Source organism: Streptomyces sp. NPDC048416 (genome assembly GCF_043200435.1).
In the GTDB taxonomy this organism is placed as follows: domain Bacteria; phylum Actinomycetota; class Actinomycetes; order Streptomycetales; family Streptomycetaceae; genus Streptomyces.
In genome coordinates, this window is sequence record NZ_JBICXU010000043.1 from 21,940 (window position 1) to 43,739 (window position 21,800).

Genomic DNA, 21,800 nt, shown 5'->3' on the forward strand with positions numbered 1-21,800 from the left:
TCGCAAATTCGCCGTTGTCCTGTCTCCCGCTACGGCTGGTGCAGTCAGCTGCGCTGCGGAGTGTGGCGGGTGGTGGGATCGAGGCGGCTGAGTACACAGGGGATGAGGTCTTTGTTAAGAGTGAGGTCGGGGTTCTCCTCGAGTGCGTCGTGAAGGAGGAGGGTGATCCTTGCCCAGTTGCGCCCACACCTCGTCCGACACCGCATACCCCTGCCGGACCGGCGCCTCCACCTGCCCGGTCGTCTTGGCCTGCTCCAGCCAGCGCCAGACCGTCCGCTCCGAAACACCCACCGTCTCAACCACCGCACGCACATGCCGCGTGGCCAGCTCCTCCGCCTGCTGCCGCTCCAGCAGACGACGCACCACCAACCCCCTCGGCAGCACAGCCCCACGGCCGGCCCTTACCTCTTCCACCCCACCATCACACCCGCCCGGCCCAAAAGCTCAAGAGCACGCTCAAGGCACGCGGTCTGCCCGAACCGAACCAGCGCGGCCCCCAGGACCCGCAGCCGGGCCAGATCTGGCGCGCAGTATGGGGCGACCTCTTCGCCATGCTCCGCGACGGCACCTTCTACCAACCACCAACCCCGATCACCCCTTGACCAAAGTCATAGGGGCACCCCCCGATGGGTGGGCGCACCGCCCGTGGGAAGCGGGGCGGGAGGGCCCCTTCCCGTACGGGGAGAGAGCAGGGGGCCCTCGATCAGATGCCCGCACCGCGCCGACCAATGATGCTTGCCCTGCCCGTACAATAATCACACGGCGTACCGGTGGCGTTTGAAAGTGACGTTTTCCGGCGGGAGATGTTCGGTGCCAAAGACTTCTTTTGCGTCGTGGATGCGGACAGCAAGCCCGGGCACGCCCCCGAGCGGCGCGAGATCCACTGGCTGGAATCCAGCCCAGATCGTCAGGGCCGTCAGGTTCGGGAACTTGGCGTGCACGAGTGCGAGGTTGTCGTCACGACTCCACTTGCCGAGCCAGAGTTCAGTGACCTGAGGCACCTGCGGCAGCTGTTCCAGCATGAAGAGGCCCGCATTGCCGAGGAGGACAAGGTTCTTGAGTGCGCCCAGTTCGGTGATCCGGGCAAAATCGTCGGGCGGACCGGAGAGGTCCAGCCTGGTGAGGTTGGGCCAGCGGACGATGCCCTCCAGGGAGAGCTTTCGACAGACTTTCAGGCCAAGGATCAGCTGTGTCAGGTCGGCATCGACAGGCAGCGCACCGATCCTGCGTTCCGGCAGCTCCATATCGAGACTCAGCATGTCGAGCCCGGTCAGGTGTTTGAGGTCCTCGGTGCGCGTCGATCCGCACCTGTGGATCTCCAGCGTCCGCAGGGGCACCTCACTCAGGGGCATCAAGTCGCTGACATTCGGGCATGTGAAGAGCCCGAGGCGCGTCAGATTCGGATACGGGTGCAGGAAGTCCAGCTCTCGTACCGTGTCGTTCCGGTCGATGTTCAGCACCCGGAGGTCCTCTTTTGCAAAGGGGGCCGTCATCTCCGCGCCTGAGAAGTCACCCATGAAGGCGGCCTGACCAAGGGGCTGCAGTCGGTGCAGTTCCCTTAGCTCCTCCTGGGTTCTGATGGTCACGCTCGAGAGATCGGGGACATGGGCAAGTACCTCGCGGGCGTATTCGCGGGTTTCGAAGCTCTTCCATGCGTTGGAAAGGGCCCATTGTGCCGAATTGCGCGTGCGGAACTTCTTCAGCAGGGCCAATGCCGCCGGTCCGCCGATGAGCTCGGCTGTATGGATGACGGCCGCCGCCTCGTCGTCGTCCAGGCCGTCGGGTCCCGGCAGGACGTGGAGGATGACCGGCCCGGCGAGGGCGAGGAGCGCCGCCTCGTCCTCGCTGCGTGGGGGCACCAGCGCTGCGGCGCACTGTTCGACTTCCCCGCGTACGCCGGGGTCGAGCTCGGTGGCGTACTCAAGACATGCCGCGGCGAGCACATGCAGGCGGGTTCGGTGTGAGACCGCGCGGTCTCCCCGGGCTATCAGCCGGCGCAGCAGGGTGACCCGCTCCTGGGGACGTGCGTGGGCGACCGCCATGCGCACGACGTCTTCCCACTGATCGTCGTGGGCGTTGCGTATCAGGAGGGGGATGTCTCGGGCGTCGAGGGCGGCTTTGGCGCCGAGGAAGTCCTGGAAGGTGCGGTGGACGAAGTCGATGGTGTCCGCAGCGGGGTTGCGCAGGAGGCCGGAGCGGGCCAGCAGGTGGGTGAGGACGCCGGCGGAGTCGCTCTGCTGAGCGAGCTGCGGCATGGCGGGCAGTGCGTCCTCGATGAGGTCGATCGCCGTGCGCTGCTCCATCTCGGTCTGGCCGTTGCGGATGAGCCAGTACGCGAGGCGTTGCAGCAGTTGGACACTTTGGTGCTCGGTGAGGACGAGGTTCTCGGGAGCGTCGATGTCGCGCTCGCGGTCCCGGCGCATCAGCAGCATGGACAGGGCTGCTTCGTAGAGTTCCATGCGGCCGTGCGGGAGGTGACCGCGCCGGTCGCGGTTGAGCGCGCAGACCAGGGCGCACAGCAACGGGGTGGTGGCAAGTTGGGTGAGATCCGGCTGGGATCGCACGGTGTCCCGCAGCGTCTCCTCCAGCGAGGTGAGGTAGGAGTGCTCCTCTGCGGTGCTCGTGCCGACGGCCGCGGCAGTGTGCCAGCGGGCGATGAACACGGACACGTCACCGGCGCTCATCGGGCGGACGGACAACTCGGCGAATTCGTACTCTGCCAGCCACCCTTCCGGCACTGCGGTCGGACGGGTGGTCACGAGGTACGCCGCCCGGGGGTAGGCGGCCAGCAACTCGAGTAACCACTGCCGGGTGCGCGCCCGCTGTTCCTGGGGAATCTCATCCAGGCCGTCGATGAGAAGCAGGGCGCGTCCGTTGGCCAGCGCCCGGTCCGTCCAGCCGATCGGCTGCGCTGCATGCAGTGGGCAGCCGACGGCGGCCAGATACTCCTGCGGTCCGGGCAGATCTCCTCGGCGGACCAGAGTGCGCAATGGCAGCACGAAGGGCACACAGCCCTCCAGATGCGCCAGCTCATCCGGCAGGTCCTGACGGGCGGTCGTGACGGCGAGCCACTGCAGCAAGGTGCTCTTGCCGCCTCCCGCCAGCCCGCGGATCACGGCGCGTCGTCGCCCTGCCAAGGCTTGCTCGGCCCGCTCTGCCCGCGCCTCCGCGAGGTTGAACTTCCATACCGGTTCGGAGGGCTTGCTCCGCACTCCCGGCCCGGGGGCCGGGCGGAGTGCGAGTTCGAGACTGAGGTAGGAGGTGTCCAATGGCCATGACGCGCGATCCGGCTGGGAAAGCGCCAGGCCGATGACGGACAGCTGCCCGTGCCGGTTCTCCACGTACTGCCGGTACCGCTCTTCGAATCGCGCGTCCGCGTCGTCGACCACCGCCTCGCCGACAGGCATGCGGCTCGGGACGGGCACCTGTGGCAGCGCCCGGCGGCGCAGTGCCAGCAGCGGCCCGGCGTCGGTACCTAACGCGCGGGCCAGAGCGACGACGGTGGCTTCACTTGGCACGGTGGAGCCGTTCATCGCCCGGCTTGCGGTCGTGTGCCCCAGCCCTGCCCGAAGTTCCAGTCCGGACATCGACAAGCGGCGCTCTGCCCGCAACTGCCGCAGGTGCGCCTTCAGCTCGACGAGCTCGTCCCGCCTGCCCCCGCTCACTCGGTCTCCCCCTCCAGCCAGCCCTGGCCCCCTTGGTACCTATCCGTTCATCTTCGTCCAATCGCACGTTGCCGCACGTGCGTCTCGCCATTTTCGTTGCGACAAAATCTCCCGCTACGGAACGGAAGAGAACCGTGCCTGTATCGCAAACCACCATGACGCTGCTGGCTCTTGTGCTGCTCGTCGCCACGCTTCTCGCACTCCTGGCGGCCGTCGGCGCCGGTCTGCTGGCCCGCATGGACGGCGCCACGCTGCCCGCCGCCCTGCTGCGTGCCGGCGTCGCCTTCGGCGGCACCCTGACCCTCATCACGGCGCTGCTCGCCATGGGGATCAGAGCTCTGGGGTGACCCCGTACGAGAGCCCCGTCGGCGCTTCCGGTCCGCGCGGGCGGCCGAGGCTGGCCCGGACATGACGAAGGACACAGCCGGGATCGCCCGCCGGGGGCGGGGCGTCGAGACACATCACCTGAGGGGCTTTCACTAGGGCGGCTTTCCGTCTAGTCGCCCCAGGTCAGGGCCCTGGCAGCAGGCAACGAAGTACCCGGGCCGGCCGTATCGCACTGATCGTGAAGATCAAGGAAGGCCCGGCCCGGTGACAGGAGACTGATGAACAGGAACAGGGACGCTGTGCGCCTGGCCGAGTTCCGCGGCTTCGCCGACGTGGCGGCCTTGCGGAAGATCCGGGGGGCGCACGAACCCGATGTGGAGACCTTCCACGCCACCGGTCTTCGGCTGATCACCGAGGCTGAACAGTCCGGACGGGCAGGCACGCCCGTTCCGGCCGCAGACCGGCCTCTCTGTAAGGTCCTTGGCCTCACTACGGACCCATGCCGCTTGATCTGCTGAGTCGTTGGTCACCTCGCTGAGAAACCTCACGGCATCGCACTAACCGTTATCGTGGCATCAACTACCCAGCCAGCCAGGCAAATGCCAGGCAGTAGAGCCCGCGCGAGCGGGAGTGATCCTCCGTCCCGGCGGTAGAGCCTGCCAGCCACCGCGTAGAACTCTCGCCAGCGGAAGTGACCCGCCCTCATGTGCGATTCCTGCGCGAGGGGATGCGTAGCGCACACGGGAGTGGCCCGTCCTCGCCGGCATCGCGCGGGAAGGGGTCGATGTGGGGCCCGCGCAAGCGGGAGTGACGCGGCGTACGACGGAACCGAGATAGACCGGTTGTAGACCGCCACGGGTCCGCGCCCGGCACCCGGGGCGGCGAAGAGATGCTTGCTTGCCAGGTATGTGGCCCGACCGTCCGTTTCCTCCAGGCGAACGCCTTCGAGGGGAGCCCGCGCAAGCGGGGGTGACCCGGTCTCCTGGACGGTGTTGAGGGCGACGAGGCTGCAACGAGCCGGGCTGCGGTCCGCTTTCTGCTCGCGATTGCTCTGCTGCCGGCCCGAGTCCCGGCTGTCGCTGCAGGGAGCGGGAGTGACCCGATCTGGCGGACGTCGTGCGGATTGCGGTGGACCTGGAGCCTGCGCGAGCGGGAGTGACCAGTGCGCCGGCCACTGCACAGCGAGCCGGACCGTGGGCTCGCGAAAGGGGGAAGGACCCGACGGCCGTGAACGCCGTCTGAACGAGGACCTAGGAGAGACTGCGCGAGAGCGGGGGGGACCCGCTGCTGCGACCGTGGTGATGGTCTGGCCTCATGTAGAGCCCGCGCGAGAGGGGGGCAGGCGGACCCCTTGAGAGCCTACAGCCGGCCTGCCTCGCTCCCGTCATACGGCGTTCACCCGCGCACAAGGCTGCAGATCAAAGCCGTATTGCGATTCTTGCTTCGACGAACAGGCACTTCTCATGAATGTGCCACGGCGATTCTCACCAAGCGCCCTACACGGTTGCACCCCTACCTTTGCCACCCACGGGATCCCCAACCCATCCATCGAGACATCGAACTGAGAAGCAGTCCGGGCGACGGCGTGAGAGTCAGCAACCTCACCCAGCACACACCCGGCACACTCCCCCGCCACGCCTCCTACCTCCACCAGCGCACCGCCGGCCGCATCGGAAGCCTCTCCCGCCTCATCCGCCAAGCAGCCATCACCGCCATCTGCGACGGCACTGAACGCATCACCAAAAAGGCGCTCGAAGCCATCCAGCTCGACCACCTCGCCGAAGAAGCAAGCCGCCCCCGAACCCGCCAACCCGCCAGAACGGCATGATGCGGACATGAAGACGACCGCCGAGACGCCAGGCGGCGACGAGTTCGCTGCCCTCTGCCGGCAGGCCTGGGACACCCTGATCCCCGCCCGCGCCGGCTACCTCGCCAATGTCTCACCCCACTACGACGAGGTCCTCCACGACGTCGCGCAGCGCACCGAGCACACCGGCAACCTCGGCAAGACGGACATCGCAGCCCTCGTCGTCTGGAAACAGCTCTCCGCGCAAACCCGCTGGGTGACAGACTCATGTCATGTCCCTGCCCGACACCCACGTACGAGCCGCCACCGAGCGAGCCGTCACCGCCGTCCGCGACACCACCCTCACCCGCAGCGAAGCCGCCCGCACCGGACGCGGCATCATCGCCGAACTGCCCGGCTTCCGCACCGGCGACGCCCTCGCCTCAGCCGTCCTGACCGCAGCAGCACCCCAGCGGATGGCCGTCTACGACCGCCGCGTCCAACACGCCCTCGACACCCTCCGCCTCCCCCTCACCCCCACAACGGGACGCTACGGCCGCTACCTCCAGCTCCTCGACGACCTCCTCCACCACGGCGGAGCACGCGCCGACGGCTGGACCGCGCGCGACATCGGCACCGCCCTGTACTGGACCCGCAGACCCGCCCCGACGCCAAGCCGCTGACCAGCACATACCCGCGTCAGCCCTTTAGAGGGCATCTGATCAGCGTTCAGGCCGTGTTGACCGATTCGTCGGATTCGATTCGCCAGGTTGGGGTGGATTCTCCCGTGAGCTCGCGGCTCATTTTGTTAGCCATCGCCCAGTGGATCATCGCTCGGGACCGTTGAGGCAGAGTTTCGTAGTCCCGCGCGAGGCGCCGATGCTGCATCAGCCACCCGAAGGTCCGCTCGATCACCCACCTCTTCGGCAGCGGCTGGAAGCCTTTGGAGGTCGGCCGTTTGACGACCTCGACGTCGATGCCCAGGCCGGCACCGTGCTGGAACACGGCCGTCTGGTAACCGCCGTCGGCCCAGACCTTCGTCACGCTGGGATGCGTGACCGCCAGCTCGTCGAGCAGTCGCTTCCCGCCGGTGGAGTCGTGGACTGAGGCGGCCGTGACGATGACGGCGAGGACGAGGCCGAGGGTGTCAGTGACTAGGTGGCGCTTGCGCCCTTTGATCTTCTTGCCCGCGTCGATGCCCTGGCTGGTCTCGGCCACGTTTGCCGAGGTCTTCACGCTCTGGGCATCCACCACGGCGGCCGACGGTTCCGCGGCATGACCGTGGGCGCGGCGTGTCTTGTCCCGCAGCAGGTCATGGACCCGCCCCGTGGTGCCGTCCACCTCCCACTTCGCGTAGTAGTCGTAGACGGTCTTGTGCGGTGGGAAGTCGTGGGGCAGGTACTCCCACGGGATGCCGGTGCGGTTGACATAGAGGATCGCGTTCACGATCTCCCGCAGGTCATGCACCCGCGCCGCCACACCGGGCCCAGTCCGCCCGGACCGCCACTCCGTGAACACCGGCTCGATCAAAGTCCACCGGGCATCGGACACATCACTGCGATACGGCGACGAGTGCTCACGCACTGTTCAACGACCCACCATCGCCAGCAGTCACAAGAACATCCCAAATCACCAACTACCTAGATCAGATGCCCTCTTAGTCCGTTTCCTTCGGATCATCTGATCGTTGGTTGATGTGTGTCGTTGACTGATGCCCAGTGGGCGCGGATCGAGCCGTTGCTGCCGGACCAGACGCCGAGGCGGGGCGGGGCGGTGGCGTGATCACCGGCGTGTGATCGACGCGATCGCGTTCAAGTACCGCACCGGGACGCCGTGGATGGATCTGCCCGGGCACTTCGGGCCGTGGAGGGGCGCCCACAACCGGCTGCGGAGGTGGGCTTTCGGCGGCACCTGGGAGAAGGTCTTCACCGCCCTGCTCGCCCAGGCCGACACCGAGGGCGACCTGGACTGGGCCGTCGCGGTCGACTCCACCCTCGTCCGAGCCCACCAGCACGCCGCCGGGCCCGTCAAAAGGGGCTGCGGCCGGCGAGCCGGAGCATCATGCCCTGGGACGGTCCCGCGGCGGTCCGACCACCACGGTCCACCTCGCCGCAGACAGCAACTGCCGCCCGCTCGCGTTCGTCCTCACGCCTGGCCAGGCAGGTGACGCACCAGCGTTGGCCCAGATCATGGCCCGCCTACGGGTGCCTCAGCCACTCGGTCGGCCTCGGACCACACCAGACGTGATCCTCGCCGACAAGGCCTATTCGTCCCGCGCGATCCGCACGCATCTCCGCCGGCGCGGGATCCGCGCCCTGATCCCGCACCCCGCCGACCAGGCCGCCACCCGCAAACGCCGCGGCAGCCACGGTGGCCGCCCACCAGCCTTCGACCGCGAGGCCTACAAACAGCGGAACACGGCCGAGCGGTGCATCAACACACTCAAACAATGGCGCCGCCTGGCCACCCCCCACGACAAGACTGCCACCATCCACCTCGCCGGACTCCACCTCGCTGCCATCTTCATCCGGTCGGCGAGATGATCCAAAAGAAACGGCCCAGCCCTACCCCTGAAGGGCGCTTCTGACGATCATGAAATGGCTCCCACCTCACTGCCTGGCACTTCGTCAAGAACTCGACCGGATGGAGTGCCTTGGCATGCCCTCTTCGGCCACATCACCTCCCCGCAGCGTTCGAACAGCGGCCTTCTTCGACGCTGCTCAAACTCGTGAACATCTGCTGTCCTATCTCGGGCTCTGGCACAACTTCTGTGAACCGACGTTGTTCCGATTCGCGTGCCTTGGCTCAAGCTGATGACCTGCCGATTCACCAGCAACGTCGGCCCCGGTCGCCCGAAGTCGATTCGGCTGCACGGTGTCCTTGGACAACGAAGCCAGTCGTCCACCGGGCGCTGCCCTGCGGCGACCGGCTTGGTTGGCAAGGGCACTGGGGCCTTGGGATGGCCGCCTACCGCGTGTTGCCCGCTGCCGACGGCAGCAGCGCCCCGTTCGTCGCCGGCCTGCGCCGACGCCAGTACGCGTACGTCAGGATGCCGAGCATCGGGCCCCACAGGACCAGAGGGGCGTAAGAGGCGTAGAAGTAGACGGTCTTCCAGCCACCGGCCCTGCCCGGGAAGTCGGCCGGCAGTGGATCGCCGTTGGCCTTGGACTGGGTGACCGTGGCAACGATCGCGATGACCGTGAAGACCAGGGTCAGGACCGTCGCCCCGATCGTGGCCGGGACGACGGCGGCGGCCGTCGGCACCCGCCGCCCGCGCAGCCACGGCATCCAGTGGGGGAACACCTCACCCCAGCGGGCGACGAGCCCAAGGGCCGTGAAGGCGAGGACCTCGGAGATGAGAGTAAGGAAGACAAGGTAGCCGTCCATCGCCCAGTCTGCGATCGACCCGCCACGCTTGTCCGGGGCGAACAGCAATCCCAGGCGCCAGACCCCGGACGGGAGCACCACCAGTGGCACTGCGTAGGCGACCCGGCGGGCCCAGCGCGGCACCCCTGCGGCGGGCTCGTGCGCCGTGCGCCACGCCCGCCGCAGGCGGCCTTCGTGGCGTAACGCGTCTGTCGGTTCGTCAGTTGTCGTCAGCCTGGCCCGGAACATCCACACTCCTCACGTCCACGGCCGGAACGGCCCCTGCGCTTCGAGACTCGCAGCCGAAGAGGCCGGTCAGGATCGCTCCGCGGACCGAACAGCCTCCGCCGGGCGGCCGACTATGAATCCAGGTGCTCCACCTCAAGGATGACGGGCCCGTCCGCGCCGTCATCACCTCCCCCTCCCACGCCCTCCCCCTCTACCCGGACCTGTCGGTGATGCGGTTCCTCAAGATCCGCCGCCAGGGCGGGGGCCCCGCCCCGCCGATTTCGAGGCGGACTTCGCCGCACTGATCGCCCGCACCCCGCAGGACCTCACACCCGACGAACGCCATGCCCTGCGCTCGGTCAACCTGCTGGACGCCTTCGACGTCACGCTCGCCACCTGCACCGCAGGCCCGACCCGCGAAACACCGGCACTGCGCTGGTCGAGCGTCCCTACGTCCAGCAGGACCCGTTCGCCCTGGGGCCCTTCCACCTGCACGGTGTGGTCGCCTCCACCATCCGTACCGCCGACAATCCCACCGACGACCGCTGCAGCCTCACCGACTGGCAGCACGCCGCCCAGCGCGCCCTGACCGCGCTCGGCGAACAATGGACAACCACAGCCGGCCCCCGGCCCGGCAGGAAGCTGCTGGCGGGCTGCCTGCACCAGGGCCTGCGGCTGGCCCGCGAACACCGCCTGGAGCTGGACTGGCTCACAGAGGCCGGGCGTTGTCGAGCGGCTGGCAGCGGTCGAGGAGTTGGCGATGTACCGCCGGGATGGCGCTGACGCGCAGGATGTAGCCCTGACCGCGTCGTACGGTCACGCCCTGGTCCACGTCCTCAGCGCCCTCGGCCGCCGCCAACACAACACCGCGAGACCACCGTGGCCCCTCTCACCACCGTCCTGGACACTGCCCTGCTGCCCTGCTGCCCGTTGAACTGCACGACATGGCCCTGTACTACCGGGCCAAAGCCCACCGCGACCTCGGCCGCTCCACCGCATCGCGGACCCGCATCCAGCAGGGCGGCGACGGCGACGGCCAGGTCCGCCAGCAGTTCGACGGGCGTCAGGGACGGCGCGGCGCGCACCCCCCCATCTCGCCCAGGACGGCGCGGCACGAACGTCGCCGAACACCTCGGCTGGGAGGGCCGGCAAAACCGCGGCCTGGGCGACCTCCACCGGCCTCACAGCGCCATGGACCGCGCAGCCGCCGCCTACACGGCCGCCCGCAACGACGCCGACCAGCACGGCATCAGCGGCGAACGCGCCACCGCCCAGGCACAACTGGCCTTCGTGTCACCGCGTTCACCAACCCCCAGACCGGCAACGCCGAACTCCACCTTGCCGAGCAGACCTGACGGGACTGAACCTTCGCGCCACCCGCATCACCCTCCAGATCACCGCCCTCATCCGCGACGCCGGAACCAGCAACGGCGACCTGGGAGACCGTACTCGGCTGCTGCGCGCCGACATCGCGGTCGTAGGCCTCGACACCGCGCAGGCCACCCCTCGAACTCGCGATGTGCTCCCACCACGCCGTGCGCGGCACCGCCGACTGCGCCGCCGCCTCACTCGCGCACCTGCACGACCCCACCCGGGACGGTGACTACGCGTACTACGTCGACATCGCCCACTTCAGGGCCGGGCTCCCCCACCGGCCTTGCTCCACGGTCCGCTGGCCGCAAGGCGAGGCTGGCAGACCACCGAAGGCCTGCCAGTCATAGCGGAACGGTCCTGTCCGTGACGTCGCTCGTGTGAATATGCAGCTACTTTGTATTTCGCATTCGTATGGCCACAACGATGAAAGCGACAGCCACAACGATGACCACGATGGTCGAAAAGACATTGTTATCAAATGGCCCGCCTCCGGGGAAAATTACGGCCATATTCTTGATGTTCTCGTCCATTGGCCCTCTCCCTGCAGCCGGTATACCTGCGGTTTACGCCGGGATACCGGCCAAATGTCTGCTTTTGTTTTGTCCGGTTACGTCGTCGCGTCGTCGAATGCTTCGCTCGCTTTGTTCCCAACAAAATCCCCCGCAACAGCGCAGGCTGGGGCAAGCGACCCTCCACTCACATAATCACAGCCGGCATTGAAGGCGATTTCAGACCCGAACCCCCACTGCGGTGGATGCGGCCCCACGATAATCGCCTGGCACCCAACTGGCTCCCGATTGAGTAGACATTCACTGCTGCGCCCGCCACATCAAGCCTTTTCGTGGCCTTCGAAGCGCACGAGGTCAATGCATTGAGCCCGTTCGGGTCGATGCGGTTGGCGGGGTCGCCTTCGGCGTAGAGGTCGGGGTTCTTCTCCTGGCTGGAGGGGTCGGGCCGGGTGAAGCGGCCGATGGTGGGATCGTAGTAGCCGGCGCCGAAGCGGTAGAGCCTGGTGGGGTCCTGGTGGCCACCGACGAATCGATACGGCTGCGCGACCTTCTCGGTGGTGGTGCGGGACACCCCGCGCGGGCTGTACGTGTACGTGTTGACCTTGGTGCCGCTCTCGTCTGCGAGGCCGATCACCGAACCGAGTGCGTCGGTCAGGAAGCAGTAGGCCCTGCCCCCGGTCGTCATGGAGTTCAGGGTGCCCCCGGGCTCCCGGTTGAATCCGGAGTCGACGCCGCCGGTGGTCTCCGCAGAGAAGCCCAACGGGCCGTTGTGGAAGGTGGTTTGGCCCAGCTGCGGGCGCTCGGACTGGTCGGTCGACGGGTACTGCCCGGCGTAGGTGGTCCCGCCCACGGCGAGCGAGGTCAGCTGGGAGTAGTCGGACCCCTTCTCCGCGGTGCGGGTGCCTTCGGGTGTGGAGGCTCCTGCGGTGTCGTTGCCGGCCTTGTCGTAGGACCAGTTGGGGGTGGGGCCGTTCTTGCCGGTGATCTGCTGCGCGTCGTTCACCGTATAGGTGGTGCCGCGCGGGCATCCGGGCTCGGTACCCTGGGAGGTGAGGTTGCCCCACGAGGTCGTCGCAGTACTGCCAGGCCGAGTTGAGGGTGCTCCCCTTCTCCTCCTTGGCGGAGGAGAAGCGGCCTGCCACGTCATAGGTGTACGACGTCTTCAGCCCGGCCAGCACATCGGTCGCGGTGCGGATCTTCGTACCGTCGGTCGCTCCCTTGGTCCCATAGCCGTACGTGTGGGTGAGGCTGGTCAGGGTGCCCTCGGGTGAGGTGGTCTTGATGGTGGTGGGCCGCCCGAACTTGTCGACGTCCACACTCTGCACCGTGTTGCACGGGTAGGTGGTGCTGGTGCGGGTGTCGTTGTAGCCGTACGTCGTCCTGCGGCCCGCTTGGTCCTTGAGCTCGGTGAGCCGATTGGCCTTGTCCCTGGTGTAGCCGATGACGCCCGAGGGGTCGGTGTAGGTGTCGACGTTGCCGCTGGCCGTGTAGGCCAGCACCGTCTGCGAGCCGTCCTGGAGCGTGCGGATGGTCTCTCGCGACAGCGGTTCGAACTGGTAGGTCTGCGTGCCGGTGCGGTCGGTGCGCGAAGCCAGGTTGCCGTCACCGTCGTAGACGTAAGTAACGGTGTCGTAGCTTCCGGTGTCGACCTTCTTGATCCGGTCCCGGTCGTCCTAGGTGTAGAGCGTGGTGACGCCGCGGCCGTCCTTGGAGTCGGTGACCCGGCCCAGCGCATCGTAGTGGTAGGTCAGTTGCCGGTCCGAGTGGGCGGGATGACCGAGTCCATGTTGCCCTTGGTGTCGTAGTGGTACGACACTCCCGCTGTTTGCGGCACCTGCGGCTTTCCGCCGAGCCGGGCTTTCTCTCGGGCTTCTCGGGCTTCTCGGGCTTCTCGGGCTTCCCAGTGATGCTGGGCCGAGCCCGACGACCTCGATGCGGCGCGGCGGACGTCATCTGCGCCGTCACCTCCGTCGGCATGGGCGCGGGGCCGGTCCTGCGCGGCGGATGCCTGCAGCCAAACGTCCACATCAACGCCATCGGTGCCGACGTGATCGGCATGTTCGAGGTGCCGAAGGCCGTCCTGGAGTCGGCGTTCGTAACGGCGGATCATCGGGCCCAGGTGGGTCCCTTGCGAGGGCGAATGCCAGCAGCTGGAGCTCGGCGACCTCGGACCGATCTGATGGACCTGTGTGCGCAGCCGGCAGCCGCGGCCCGCTACCAGGACCGTACGACCGTTTTCGACTCGACCGGCTTCGCGCTTGAGGACCACATCGCTCTCGACATGCTTCTCGAACTCGCCGAGGAAGCCGGCATCGGGGACCGGATGCAGCTCAAGCACCTTCCCGACGATGCGCTGAATCCGTATTCGTTTCAGTGACTCCTCGGCTGACCGCTGACATCGGGCGGTTGAGCGCTCCGCCCGGCGGGCCCCGCGCGGGGCCCGCCGGGCGGGGCGCTTCGCTGCGCCAGGGCCTTACGACTCCACGTAGCGCAGCACAGCCAGGATTCTGCGGTTGTACCCGGTGGTCTGGGCGAGTTCGAGCTTGTCGAAGATCACGTTGAGGTTCTTCTCGACCGTGCTCATGGAGACATGCAGCTTCTGCGAGATGGCCGCGTTGGTGTGTCCCTGGACCAGTTCTTCAAGGACACTGCGCTCGCGTGGTGACAGCCGGGCGAGCGGGTCGCTGTGCGTGGTGCGGAACACTAACTGCCGTACGACCTCCGAGTCAATGGCGAGGCCACCCGCATGGATGCGCTCCAGAGCATCGAGGAACTCTTCGACCTGCGCGACACGGTCCTTGAGTAGATAGCCCACCCGCTCTGCGTTCGCGGCCAGCAGCTGGGCCGCGTAGTTGCGCTCGATGTGCTGGGACAGCACCAGCACGCCGATGTCGGGCCACCGCTTGCGGATCTCGATCGCCGCGCGCAGCCCCTCGTCCGTATGGGTCGGTGGCATCCGGATGTCCACCACGACGATGTCCGGGGGCAGCGCCTCGACCTCGCGCAGCAGGGCGTCCGCGTCCCCCACTGCGGCCAGAACGTTATGACCCTCTTCGGTGAGCAGACGGACGAGTCCTTCTCTCAGAAGAGTCGAGTCCTCAGCCAGCATTACGCGCACGGCAGCTCCGCGATGATTGTGGTGGGGCCCCCTGTGGGGCTGTGAACATGCAGTCGGCCGTCGAGTGCGCCGACGCGGCTGACCAGTCCGGTCAGACCGTTGCCCGCCGGGTCCGCGCCACCGCCGCCGTTGTCCTCGATGCGTACGACGAGAACATCTCCTTGGTGTCGCACACTCACCGAAATCGCCGTTGCCGCCGAATGCTTCGCGGCGTTGGTCACGGCCTCGGATACGACGAAATACGCAGCGGTCTCCACCGATGACGGCAGTGGCCCGCGCAACCCGACATCCATCCGGATGGGAATGCTGCACCTCTCGGAGACCCCGCCAAGGGCCTCCTGGAGTCCGAGGTTGTCCAGCGCGGTCGGATAGACCCGCCAGGCCACCTCCCGCAGCTCGGTCAGCACTTCCTGCGACTCCTTGTGTGCCTGCAGCAGGAGCGCGTCGGCCTGCTCGGGCGTCCGATTCCTGCGGGCTCGGCCGAGCAGCATGGCCAAGGCCACCAGGCGCTGTTGAACACCGTCGTGCAGATCACGCTCGATGCGGCGGCGCTCGGCGTCGACCGCTTGCAGAACTGCGGCCCGGCTGGTGGCCAGTTGGCTGATGCGCTGCTCAAGCAGCTCTCGTTCCGAGGGGCCGAAACACTCTCGTGCCAGCCGTGAGTCGAACGCCTCCAGGGAGAGCAACCCCTGCACGTCGAGGAAGAGCAGCACTCCTCCGAGCAGCACCTGGGTGAGCAGTTCCTGCCAGTCCATCGTGCCGCGCATGACTCCGCCGAGGAGCAGGCCGGCCAGGACGACACCGAAGACGAGCAGTCCGGCCACGATTGTGGTGAGCACGCCGACGTACGTGCGGATGGCGAGATAGCGCAGTATCCGCTGGTCGGCCGCGTGGCGGACGGGGAAGCGGTCCCCGAACCAGGCCGAACGGCGCCGCCGTTCCCACGCGGTGAGCCACCGGGCCCCGGCGGTCAGCAGGGCGAGGGCCTTCTTACGGGTGCGGGGCCACAGCAGGAGCGGGCCGAGGATCGCTCCGACCACCATGAAGTAGAGGAGCCCGATCAGTGCCGTGCAGCAGCCGACGAACAGGCCAACAGCCCTGCGCGGCCATGCGGGAGGAGGAGAGGTGGCTTCTGCCTCCCCCAAGAACACAGGTCCAAGCATGTTCGGGAGGTGCTGCCCTGTGATGTCGACTGATTCCCCCTGCACGGATACCGAGCCTAGTCGGGCAGCGCAACCAGGACAATATTGCTCGGCGGGCGACGCAAGGAACGGCACAGCGGTGCTTACGAGGAACGGCCGTGCCGCGCCGAGGAGTTACGTGAGCGCACCCGAACCACCAGATAGAACACCAGGGCCGCGACGACCAGGATCAGCACCACCTTGCTGATGATCCCGACGTAGGTATCTACGGTGTCCCACTGGTCGCCCAGCCAGTAGCCCGCCAGCACGAGCACCGAGTTCCACACCAGGCTCCCCAGGGTGGTCAGGAGCAGGAACACCGGCATGGACATGCGCTCCAACCCGGCAGGCACAGAGATGAGGCTGCGGAAGATGGGGACCATGCGCCCGAAGAACACCGCCTTCGTGCCGTGTTTGGCGAACCACGCCTCCGTCCGCTCCAGATCGGACGCCTTGACCAGCGGAAGCCTGCCCCACAGCGCGTGCATGCGCTCGCGGCCGAACAGGGCGCCGATCCAGTAGAGCACCGCAGCGCCCACAACCGAGCCGAGCGTGGTCCAGAACAGTGCGGACACCAGGCTGATGACGCCCTGCCCCGCCGCGAAACCGGTCAGCGGGAGGATCACTTCGCTGGGCAGCGGCGGGAACAGGTTCTCCAGGGCGATGGCAAGGCCGGCACCCGGGCCGCCCAGGGTGTCGACAAGATCGGCTGCCCATCCCGCGATGCCGTCGGCGGGCTCCTGGGGCAGGGCCAGGGGGATGAGATGCATGCGATTCTCCAGGCTGGTGGTGGCGCGGGCGGAGTGCCGTTACGTGTCACCACGGTAGAAAGCGCCGGTCAGCACCGGTATGAGGATTGCCATCGAACTTCCAGGGTTTTCCGCACCCTGCGACCTGAGGAAAACCGCAGGGCACCCAACGTCTTCGGCGCGCGGGTGCGGCGTGGCTTGTTCCAGGAGCCCTGTCGACTGACGCTCTTTCCTTGCGGCCCGGATCGATGCCGTCGCGTAGCCTCCGGCGCGTTTCGGCTCCGGTCCGGGCGGGCTTGGAACTCCACCGGACATCGGCATGGCGGTTCTTCTTGGTGATACTTCCTCCGTAATCAAGGGCCGGGTTATCCGCAAGAATTCACCGTATGGGAGCGAGGGGGTGGGTAGCCCTGAGGCAGAATTCTTGTCGCGCTGGCAGCAAGGTGCCAGCACTCGGTTTTCGTGGACTCCGAAATGCGAGAAGGGCTAACGTCGCCCCGTCGGCGATCACATACTGAAATAAGTCCAGCGATCGGAAGGGGGCGAACCCGATGCTCTGCCCCAACGCGGCGGACTTGCGCCGAGCTTCTTGCCGGTAGGACTCGGACACACTCGGACACACTCTCCCGGGCCACACGCCGGCACGGGCACGCTCCCAGGGCCTGACGGCGCGCGGCCGAGGAAATGGTCCTACATCTCGCCCTCGACGACGCTCCCGCCCATCTGGAAGCCGAAGACAGCGCGCACGCGGCGCTGCCCGCGAGCCGTGACGACTACGACTTCGACACCTGCTCTGATTTCTTCTTCCAGGACCATGACATGCTGTGGCTGTACGACAACAAGTACAACTCCCCTGACGCAGACCGCGCCGGGGCCTCTCCCGTCCCGCCCGTGCTGCATCCGGACAACTGGTTCGAGGGGTTCCTCAACGTCCCTGCGCGCTCTGCCGAGCGCGGGCACCGCCGTCGAGCCGCGTCGCCCCGGCCCGGTCCGTGAGCCGATCCCGTCCTCCTTGCATGCGCCTCGCGCATCTGCCCAACCATCGCGAGCCGTCACCCGGAGCTGCAGCAGAGAGCACCTGGTATCAACGTGAGTACGCAGCCCGTGGGCTCAAGGAAGGATCGCAGGCAACAAGGTCCGCCAACTACTGCTCGGCAGCACCTTGAAGGTCACCGACCAGGGGTGATTCGGGGACGGACACCGGTCGCCGACGAGACGCGCTGCCACGCGGTGCTGCCGTCCGCGACGACCAAGGCGGGCGATGTGGTGCCGCTCATCGCCCGACAAACCGGATCAAGAGGTGGAGGCTCCTGCGGGCTTGAGCCGGTTGTGACTGTGATTGAGGTTTGAGTTGGCGGATGAGGATGTGGGTGGGCGGGGCGGCGCTCAGGACTGGCCTGGTTGCTCGACAAGCTGTTTGATCCGGTAGCGGAATCGCACGAGGACTGCCGAAGGGAGCTGGTCGAGGACCGGCTGTGAGAGGCCCTGCTGGTGCGCGGCCGCGGTGACCGTGCCGTCCGTGCCGTCCGTGCCTGGAAGATCCTGGTCTGGCGGACTAACTGCTCCCCCGGCAGCACGGCTCAGTTCCGGCTCCGGCTCCGGCTCCGGCTCGGGTTCAGCGCTCAGCGTTGCTCCGGGAGACGGCGGATGAAGTCCAGTAGCAGGGTGCAGAACGCGGAGGGCTGTTCCAGCGGCGCGAGGTGCCCTGCGGCGGGGATGACCACGGTCCGGCCCGCGTCGAGGTCGCGGGCCAGAGCGTCGCCACCCTCGAAGAAGTCGGGCATGTCGTGTTCGCCGACGCCGACCAGGGCGGGAGCGGTCAGGGTGCGCAGCGCTGCCGTTCCTTCGCCGAGCGGGTCCGCCGCCAGTGGCGGCTCGCCGTGGGCGAGTTGTCCGGTGAGCCGGCCGCGGAGCATATGGGCCGCGTGAGCACGTACTTCGTCGGTCGCGCTGGCCGAGGTCCACGCCTGGACGCCGGCGGTCACCGCTGCGTCCAGGTCGCCGGCGGCGAGCGCCGTCCTTTCGGCGTCCCAGGCAGCTTGCAGGCGGGGGGAGGCCGGCTGGTCGTGGGGCCGGTATCCGACGAGCACCAGGCCTTCGACCCGCTCGGGTGCGGTGACGGCGGCCTGGAGCGCCACCAGGGCGCCGAGGGAGTTCCCGGCCAGGACGAAGCGGTCGGCCCCGAGGTGGTCGAGGGTGTCGAGTACATCCGTCCAGGGGGCCACCTCTCGGTTTTCGGGCACGACCGCGTCACCGTGGCCGGGCAGGTCCAGGGCGATGGCCCGCACTCCCCCGTCGGCGAGCAGCGGGAGGTGGGCGTCCCACATGGTGCGGTCGGTGGGGCGGGCGTGCAGCAGGACTACGGGGCGGCCTCGGCCCATCTCATCGGAGGGCAGCAGCATGGCAAGCATCTTTCTTCGGTGGGAACAGTCGGTGGGGACAAGGTCGGGGACAGGGGCGGGGAGGCGAAACGGGAAGACAGCCGGCTCACGGTGTGCCGGCGCGGGAGACTCCCCTTTCCTGGGGCGGCTGTCACGCCGCGGCGGTCAGTTCGCCGGTTTCCGCGTCGCTCAGCCGCAGGGTCGCCGCCGCCAGGTTCTCCTCCAGGTACGTGACCTTGGGGTTGCCGGGAAGGGGCAGGACGACCCCGGAGCGGGCCGGCAGCCAGGCCGGCGCCACCTGCGACGGGCCGGTGTGGCGGGCAGCCGCGATCCGGTCGATCGGGCCGCCGGGGCGGGCCGGCTCACCCGCGGCCGCCGGCGTCCAGGGGATGAAGCCGATGCGGTGACGGGTGCAGTACTCCAGGACGCCGACGCAGCCGCGGTCGGTGAGGTGGTGGCGGTTATGGACGGTGGTGATCTCCACGACCGCGCGAGCCCGCTCGATCTGGGCGACGGTGACCTGGGACAGACCGACCGCGACGATCTTGCCCTCGTCCTGGAGCCTCTTCGGCTCGCCGGCCTGGTCCTCCAGGGGGACCTTCGGATCGACGCGGTCCAACTGGAACAGGCCGATGTGATCCGCCCCGAGCCGGCGCAGACTCATCAGGGTCTGCTGCCGCAGATGCTCCGGGCGCCCGGCCGGCGGTCACGCCGCCGGGCCCAGGAGCACCGGTTGCCCGTCGCTCCGGAGCACGTCGGGTCCGGTCCGTTGCGGGTCAGTCCGGCCTTGGTCGCGAGCAGCACGTCGTCGCGGAAGGGGCGGTAGGGGCGGTAGGGGCGGTAGGGGCGGTTGGGATGGATTGCCTCACAGATGATCTCCCCGCTCACCTACGGTCCGCAGGAGACCGCAGTGTCGATGAGCTGCACGCCGAGTTCGACGGCGCGGCGCAGCACGCGGACGCACTCCTGACGGTCGTCGGGTTCACCCACACCCCCATACCGGTCAGGCGCATGGCGCCTAAACCGGGACGGCCGACTTTCTTGCCGGCTGTCTCGAAGGTGCTGGCGGCGTCGGCCAGTGACGCCGTCATGAGCGGGATTCTCCTTCTTCCGCGGGATCGGTCCGGTCCGTCGAAGCCGCTCCCTGCTCGACCGGCCGGCCGAGCAGGACCAGTGCGTCGGCGCTGGCGCTGCCGGGTTCCGCGCTGTAGACGGACAGGTGCTGTCCGGGGGCGCTGGTGACGGCGAGCGCCTCGAAGTGCAGACGTATCTCCCCCGCCCGCGGGTGCCGGAAGTGCTTGTCCTCGTGGGTACGTGGACGGATTTCGTAGCGCGCCCACAGGCCCGTGAAGGCGGGACTGCGCACGCTCAGCTCGCCGACGACCCGCTCGATCCGCTGGTCCTGCGGGAACTGCGAGGAGGACGCCCGCAGGTTGCCCACCGCGGTCCTCGCCGCGTGGTCCCAGTCGGCGTAGAACTCACGCGCGAAGGGATCGAGGAAGATCATCCGCAGCAGATTGTCGTACCGGGCGAAACCGCAGTACAACTCACGCGCCATCGCGTTGGCCGCCAGGACATCCTGCGCCGCTCCGACCACGAAGGCCGGCGCATCACGGATGCCGTCCATCAGCCGCAGCAACTCCGGGGCGACGGTCGCCGGGGCAGCCACCGGCCCGACAACGGACAGGGCCAGCCGGAAGAGATGGGCGGTCGCCGCGTCGTCCAGCCGCAGCGTCCCGGCGATCGCCCGCAGCACCTGCTCGGACGGATGACGCTCGCGGCCCTGCTCCAGCCGGATGTAGTAGTCGGTACTCATCCCGGCCAGCAGTGCCACTTCCTCACGCCGCAGTCCCGGCACTCGCCGAGGCCCGTCGTCGGGCAGGCCGGCATCCGCCGGAGCGAGCGCAGCACGACGGGCGCGCAGGTAGTCACCGAGTTCGTTCTCACGTTCCATGGCAGTCACGCTAATCGCGGACGGCCGCCGGGGCGTGGGTGCGCTGCACCCACCCGGGAAAGGCAGCTTCGATGCGGGCCGGGCTTCCGGACCTGCTGGCCGACGTCTGCCACCACCACAGCGCGAGGGGCGGACCATGCCGGCCGTACCCCTCATCGGGGCCCTGTCGCCGGGCAGGTCGTAGTGGGCGGCGGTCCTGGACACGTCTGGCCGGGGAGCTGACCGCATCGTTGTTCAGCCGTGTGGCGGCCCGCTACGGTCTCCCGACCGCCGGGGTCCTGCGGCTGTGGACATGCCGCAACTCCCCCGCCCGGCACGGCGGTGGCGGTGCGCGGGCAGACGCTGAGGTCGTCCTCAACGGGCCGGGTGGCGGGTACTTGCCGAGCTGTGCAGGGTGGAGCCCACGGTACTGGCGTGTGCTTTGCCTGCCTTCGCCCTGGACGACCCCAAGATCAGCACCGGCCGGGAGGCCGGGGTGGCGCAGGCACGGTGGCGGGCGGCGGGCACGGCGGCGGACGGTCGGCGGCGGGTCCGGACGCGTCCGGCTGCTGGCTGGCAGCTACCGGCTGTGCACCGTGCGGCGCACCGGACAGGCACTGCGAGCGGTGCGCTACCTGCCACGCCAGCAACGGGTCTACGTGAGGCACGGACGCGGGCTGCTGGACGCGGACGCCGACCAGCCGCTGGAACATCTCGATGTGCGCGGCGCGGCTCAGGTGGTGGCCCGCGCAGCGGCGGTGGCTGGGCAGGGCGGTGGCCGGGCGTAGCACGGCGTGCGGTGCGCGCCGGAGTGGAGCCGGAGCAGGCGTCCACCCTGGTGCATGCGAGGGCGGCCCGCTGGTGGGAGCAGGCCCTGTACCCGGAGCAGAAGGAGATCTGCCCGCGCCGTCCGTTCCTGCCCGGCGGGCGGCAACGCGCGGTCACAGTATGCGTGGTGACGGATCGTAGGGCCTGGACGCGGCGATCTTCCCGGAGGTGGTGGCCGTGGCGCAGGCGCTGCTGGAGCCGGCCATGGCCGAGGTGGCCTGGCCGGCCAGCGGCGGGATGAAGCCTCAGGTGCGGGGCGCCGACGATGCGTTCTGTCACCGGCTGCGCGAACGGGTGGACCGCACCTGGCCGGGCGCCGAACTCGCGGCTGGCCACGGCAGCCCGCTGAACGGCT

The 21,800-nt window shown here is 68.3% G+C and carries 18 protein-coding genes and 2 pseudogenes; 8 read left to right on the forward strand and 12 right to left on the reverse strand.

The genetic code is table 11. The features are described from left to right. Nucleotides 1-755 precede the first annotated feature (755 nt). Nucleotides 756-3,665 (reverse strand): NACHT domain-containing protein, encoded by a 2,910-nt coding sequence (locus ACGFW5_RS33045; protein ID WP_393838018.1) that lies wholly within the window; start codon nt 3,663-3,665, stop codon nt 756-758. A 134-nt stretch (nt 3,666-3,799) separates the two neighbouring features. Here ACGFW5_RS33045 and ACGFW5_RS33050 point away from each other — a divergent pair, with 134 nt between their 5' ends. From ACGFW5_RS33050 to ACGFW5_RS33060, 3 genes and pseudogenes are all read left to right on the forward strand, one after another. Then, nucleotides 3,800-4,012, forward strand: a complete 213-nt coding sequence (locus ACGFW5_RS33050; protein WP_393838019.1) for a hypothetical protein — start codon at nt 3,800-3,802, stop codon at nt 4,010-4,012. A gap of 1,577 nt (nt 4,013-5,589) precedes the next feature. Continuing rightward, nucleotides 5,590-5,820 (forward strand): annotated as a pseudogene (locus ACGFW5_RS33055) (ATP/GTP-binding protein); the annotation flags it as partial. Nucleotides 5,821-6,071: 251 nt separating this feature from the next. Next, a complete protein-coding gene (locus ACGFW5_RS33060) occupies nt 6,072-6,461 on the forward strand; it encodes a hypothetical protein (protein WP_393838020.1) in 390 nt (129 codons plus the stop codon). Nucleotides 6,462-6,507: 46 nt separating this feature from the next. Here ACGFW5_RS33060 and ACGFW5_RS33065 read toward each other — a convergent pair whose 3' ends face one another. Continuing rightward, nucleotides 6,508-7,362, reverse strand: a complete 855-nt coding sequence (locus tag ACGFW5_RS33065; RefSeq protein WP_393838021.1) for an IS5 family transposase — start codon at nt 7,360-7,362, stop codon at nt 6,508-6,510. Between the two features lie 114 nt (nt 7,363-7,476). On the opposite strand from ACGFW5_RS33065, the pseudogene ACGFW5_RS33070 reads away from it, so the two are divergent. Continuing rightward, a pseudogene (locus tag ACGFW5_RS33070) lies at nt 7,477-8,321 on the forward strand (IS5 family transposase). 424 nt (nt 8,322-8,745) lie between these two features. On the opposite strand, the gene ACGFW5_RS33075 reads toward ACGFW5_RS33070, so the two are convergent. Continuing rightward, nucleotides 8,746-9,393, reverse strand: a complete 648-nt coding sequence (locus tag ACGFW5_RS33075) for a hypothetical protein (RefSeq protein ID WP_393838022.1) — start codon at nt 9,391-9,393, stop codon at nt 8,746-8,748. Between the two features lie 477 nt (nt 9,394-9,870). Here ACGFW5_RS33075 and ACGFW5_RS33080 point away from each other — a divergent pair, with 477 nt between their 5' ends. Beyond that, nucleotides 9,871-10,155 (forward strand): hypothetical protein, encoded by a 285-nt coding sequence (locus ACGFW5_RS33080; RefSeq protein ID WP_393838023.1) that lies wholly within the window; start codon nt 9,871-9,873, stop codon nt 10,153-10,155. A 980-nt stretch (nt 10,156-11,135) separates the two neighbouring features. Here ACGFW5_RS33080 and ACGFW5_RS33085 read toward each other — a convergent pair. Together ACGFW5_RS33085 and ACGFW5_RS33090 are read right to left on the reverse strand one after the other, a co-directional pair. Next, entirely contained in the window at nt 11,136-11,276 is a 141-nt protein-coding gene (locus ACGFW5_RS33085; protein ID WP_393838024.1) for a hypothetical protein, read from the reverse strand. Nucleotides 11,277-11,442: 166 nt separating this feature from the next. Then, on the reverse strand, nt 11,443-12,258 hold the full coding sequence (locus tag ACGFW5_RS33090) for an RHS repeat-associated core domain-containing protein (protein WP_393838025.1): 816 nt from the start codon (nt 12,256-12,258) through the stop codon (nt 11,443-11,445). A gap of 822 nt (nt 12,259-13,080) precedes the next feature. Here ACGFW5_RS33090 and ACGFW5_RS33095 point away from each other — a divergent pair. Next, entirely contained in the window at nt 13,081-13,632 is a 552-nt protein-coding gene (locus tag ACGFW5_RS33095) for a hypothetical protein (RefSeq protein ID WP_393838026.1), read from the forward strand. Nucleotides 13,633-13,728: 96 nt separating this feature from the next. Here the strand turns inward: ACGFW5_RS33095 and ACGFW5_RS33100 are convergent, their stop codons facing one another. From ACGFW5_RS33100 to ACGFW5_RS33110, 3 genes are all read right to left on the reverse strand, one after another. Continuing rightward, nucleotides 13,729-14,364, reverse strand: coding sequence for a response regulator (locus ACGFW5_RS33100; protein ID WP_393838027.1), 636 nt, complete (start codon nt 14,362-14,364; stop codon nt 13,729-13,731). After that, a complete protein-coding gene (locus ACGFW5_RS33105) occupies nt 14,364-15,536 on the reverse strand; it encodes a sensor histidine kinase (RefSeq protein WP_393838028.1) in 1,173 nt (390 codons plus the stop codon). The genes ACGFW5_RS33100 and ACGFW5_RS33105 overlap by 1 nt, the downstream gene beginning before the upstream one ends. 122 nt (nt 15,537-15,658) lie before the next feature. Continuing rightward, nucleotides 15,659-16,324 carry a DedA family protein gene (locus ACGFW5_RS33110; RefSeq protein ID WP_393838029.1) on the reverse strand — a complete coding sequence of 222 codons (666 nt, stop codon included), beginning with the start codon at nt 16,322-16,324 and terminating at the stop codon, nt 15,659-15,661. A 663-nt stretch (nt 16,325-16,987) separates the two neighbouring features. Between ACGFW5_RS33110 and ACGFW5_RS33115 the strand changes: the two genes are divergently transcribed. After that, a complete protein-coding gene (locus ACGFW5_RS33115; RefSeq protein WP_393838030.1) occupies nt 16,988-17,299 on the forward strand; it encodes a hypothetical protein in 312 nt (103 codons plus the stop codon). A gap of 626 nt (nt 17,300-17,925) precedes the next feature. On the opposite strand, the gene ACGFW5_RS33120 is transcribed toward ACGFW5_RS33115, so the two are convergent. The 4 genes from ACGFW5_RS33120 to ACGFW5_RS33135 all read right to left on the reverse strand — a co-directional run bounded on the left by ACGFW5_RS33120 (nt 17,926) and on the right by ACGFW5_RS33135 (nt 20,638). Further along, on the reverse strand, nt 17,926-18,705 hold the full coding sequence (locus ACGFW5_RS33120) for an alpha/beta fold hydrolase (protein WP_393838031.1): 780 nt from the start codon (nt 18,703-18,705) through the stop codon (nt 17,926-17,928). Nucleotides 18,706-18,835: 130 nt separating this feature from the next. After that, nucleotides 18,836-19,348, reverse strand: coding sequence for an aldo/keto reductase (locus tag ACGFW5_RS33125; protein WP_393838032.1), 513 nt, complete (start codon nt 19,346-19,348; stop codon nt 18,836-18,838). Continuing rightward, nucleotides 19,348-19,572: a hypothetical protein gene (locus ACGFW5_RS33130; RefSeq protein WP_393838033.1), complete on the reverse strand. Its 225-nt coding sequence runs from the start codon at nt 19,570-19,572 to the stop codon at nt 19,348-19,350. The genes ACGFW5_RS33125 and ACGFW5_RS33130 overlap by 1 nt, the downstream gene beginning before the upstream one ends. A 199-nt stretch (nt 19,573-19,771) precedes the next feature. Continuing rightward, entirely contained in the window at nt 19,772-20,638 is an 867-nt protein-coding gene (locus ACGFW5_RS33135; protein WP_393838034.1) for a helix-turn-helix transcriptional regulator, read from the reverse strand. A gap of 638 nt (nt 20,639-21,276) precedes the next feature. Here ACGFW5_RS33135 and ACGFW5_RS33140 point away from each other — a divergent pair. After that, the gene (locus ACGFW5_RS33140; RefSeq protein WP_393838035.1) at nt 21,277-21,405 is read left to right on the forward strand and encodes a hypothetical protein; all 129 of its coding nucleotides are present in this window, start codon (nt 21,277-21,279) and stop codon (nt 21,403-21,405) included. Nucleotides 21,406-21,800: the final 395 nt, after the last annotated feature.

Bases quoted from the DNA above. Each gene is read 5' to 3' on its own strand.
- ACGFW5_RS33060 (WP_393838020.1), top strand. From the start codon at position 6,072: ATGTCCCTGCCCGACACCCACGTACGAGCCGCCACCGAGCGAGCCGTC.
- ACGFW5_RS33075 (WP_393838022.1), bottom strand. From the start codon at position 9,393: ATGTTCCGGGCCAGGCTGACGACAACTGACGAACCGACAGACGCGTTA.
- ACGFW5_RS33085 (WP_393838024.1), bottom strand. From the start codon at position 11,276: ATGGACGAGAACATCAAGAATATGGCCGTAATTTTCCCCGGAGGCGGG.
- ACGFW5_RS33100 (WP_393838027.1), bottom strand. From the start codon at position 14,364: ATGCTGGCTGAGGACTCGACTCTTCTGAGAGAAGGACTCGTCCGTCTG.
- ACGFW5_RS33105 (WP_393838028.1), bottom strand. From the start codon at position 15,536: ATGCTTGGACCTGTGTTCTTGGGGGAGGCAGAAGCCACCTCTCCTCCT.
- ACGFW5_RS33110 (WP_393838029.1), bottom strand. From the start codon at position 16,324: ATGCATCTCATCCCCCTGGCCCTGCCCCAGGAGCCCGCCGACGGCATC.
- ACGFW5_RS33115 (WP_393838030.1), top strand. From the start codon at position 16,988: ATGGTCCTACATCTCGCCCTCGACGACGCTCCCGCCCATCTGGAAGCC.
- ACGFW5_RS33120 (WP_393838031.1), bottom strand. From the start codon at position 18,705: ATGCTGCTGCCCTCCGATGAGATGGGCCGAGGCCGCCCCGTAGTCCTG.
- ACGFW5_RS33125 (WP_393838032.1), bottom strand. From the start codon at position 19,348: ATGAGTCTGCGCCGGCTCGGGGCGGATCACATCGGCCTGTTCCAGTTG.
- ACGFW5_RS33135 (WP_393838034.1), bottom strand. From the start codon at position 20,638: ATGGAACGTGAGAACGAACTCGGTGACTACCTGCGCGCCCGTCGTGCT.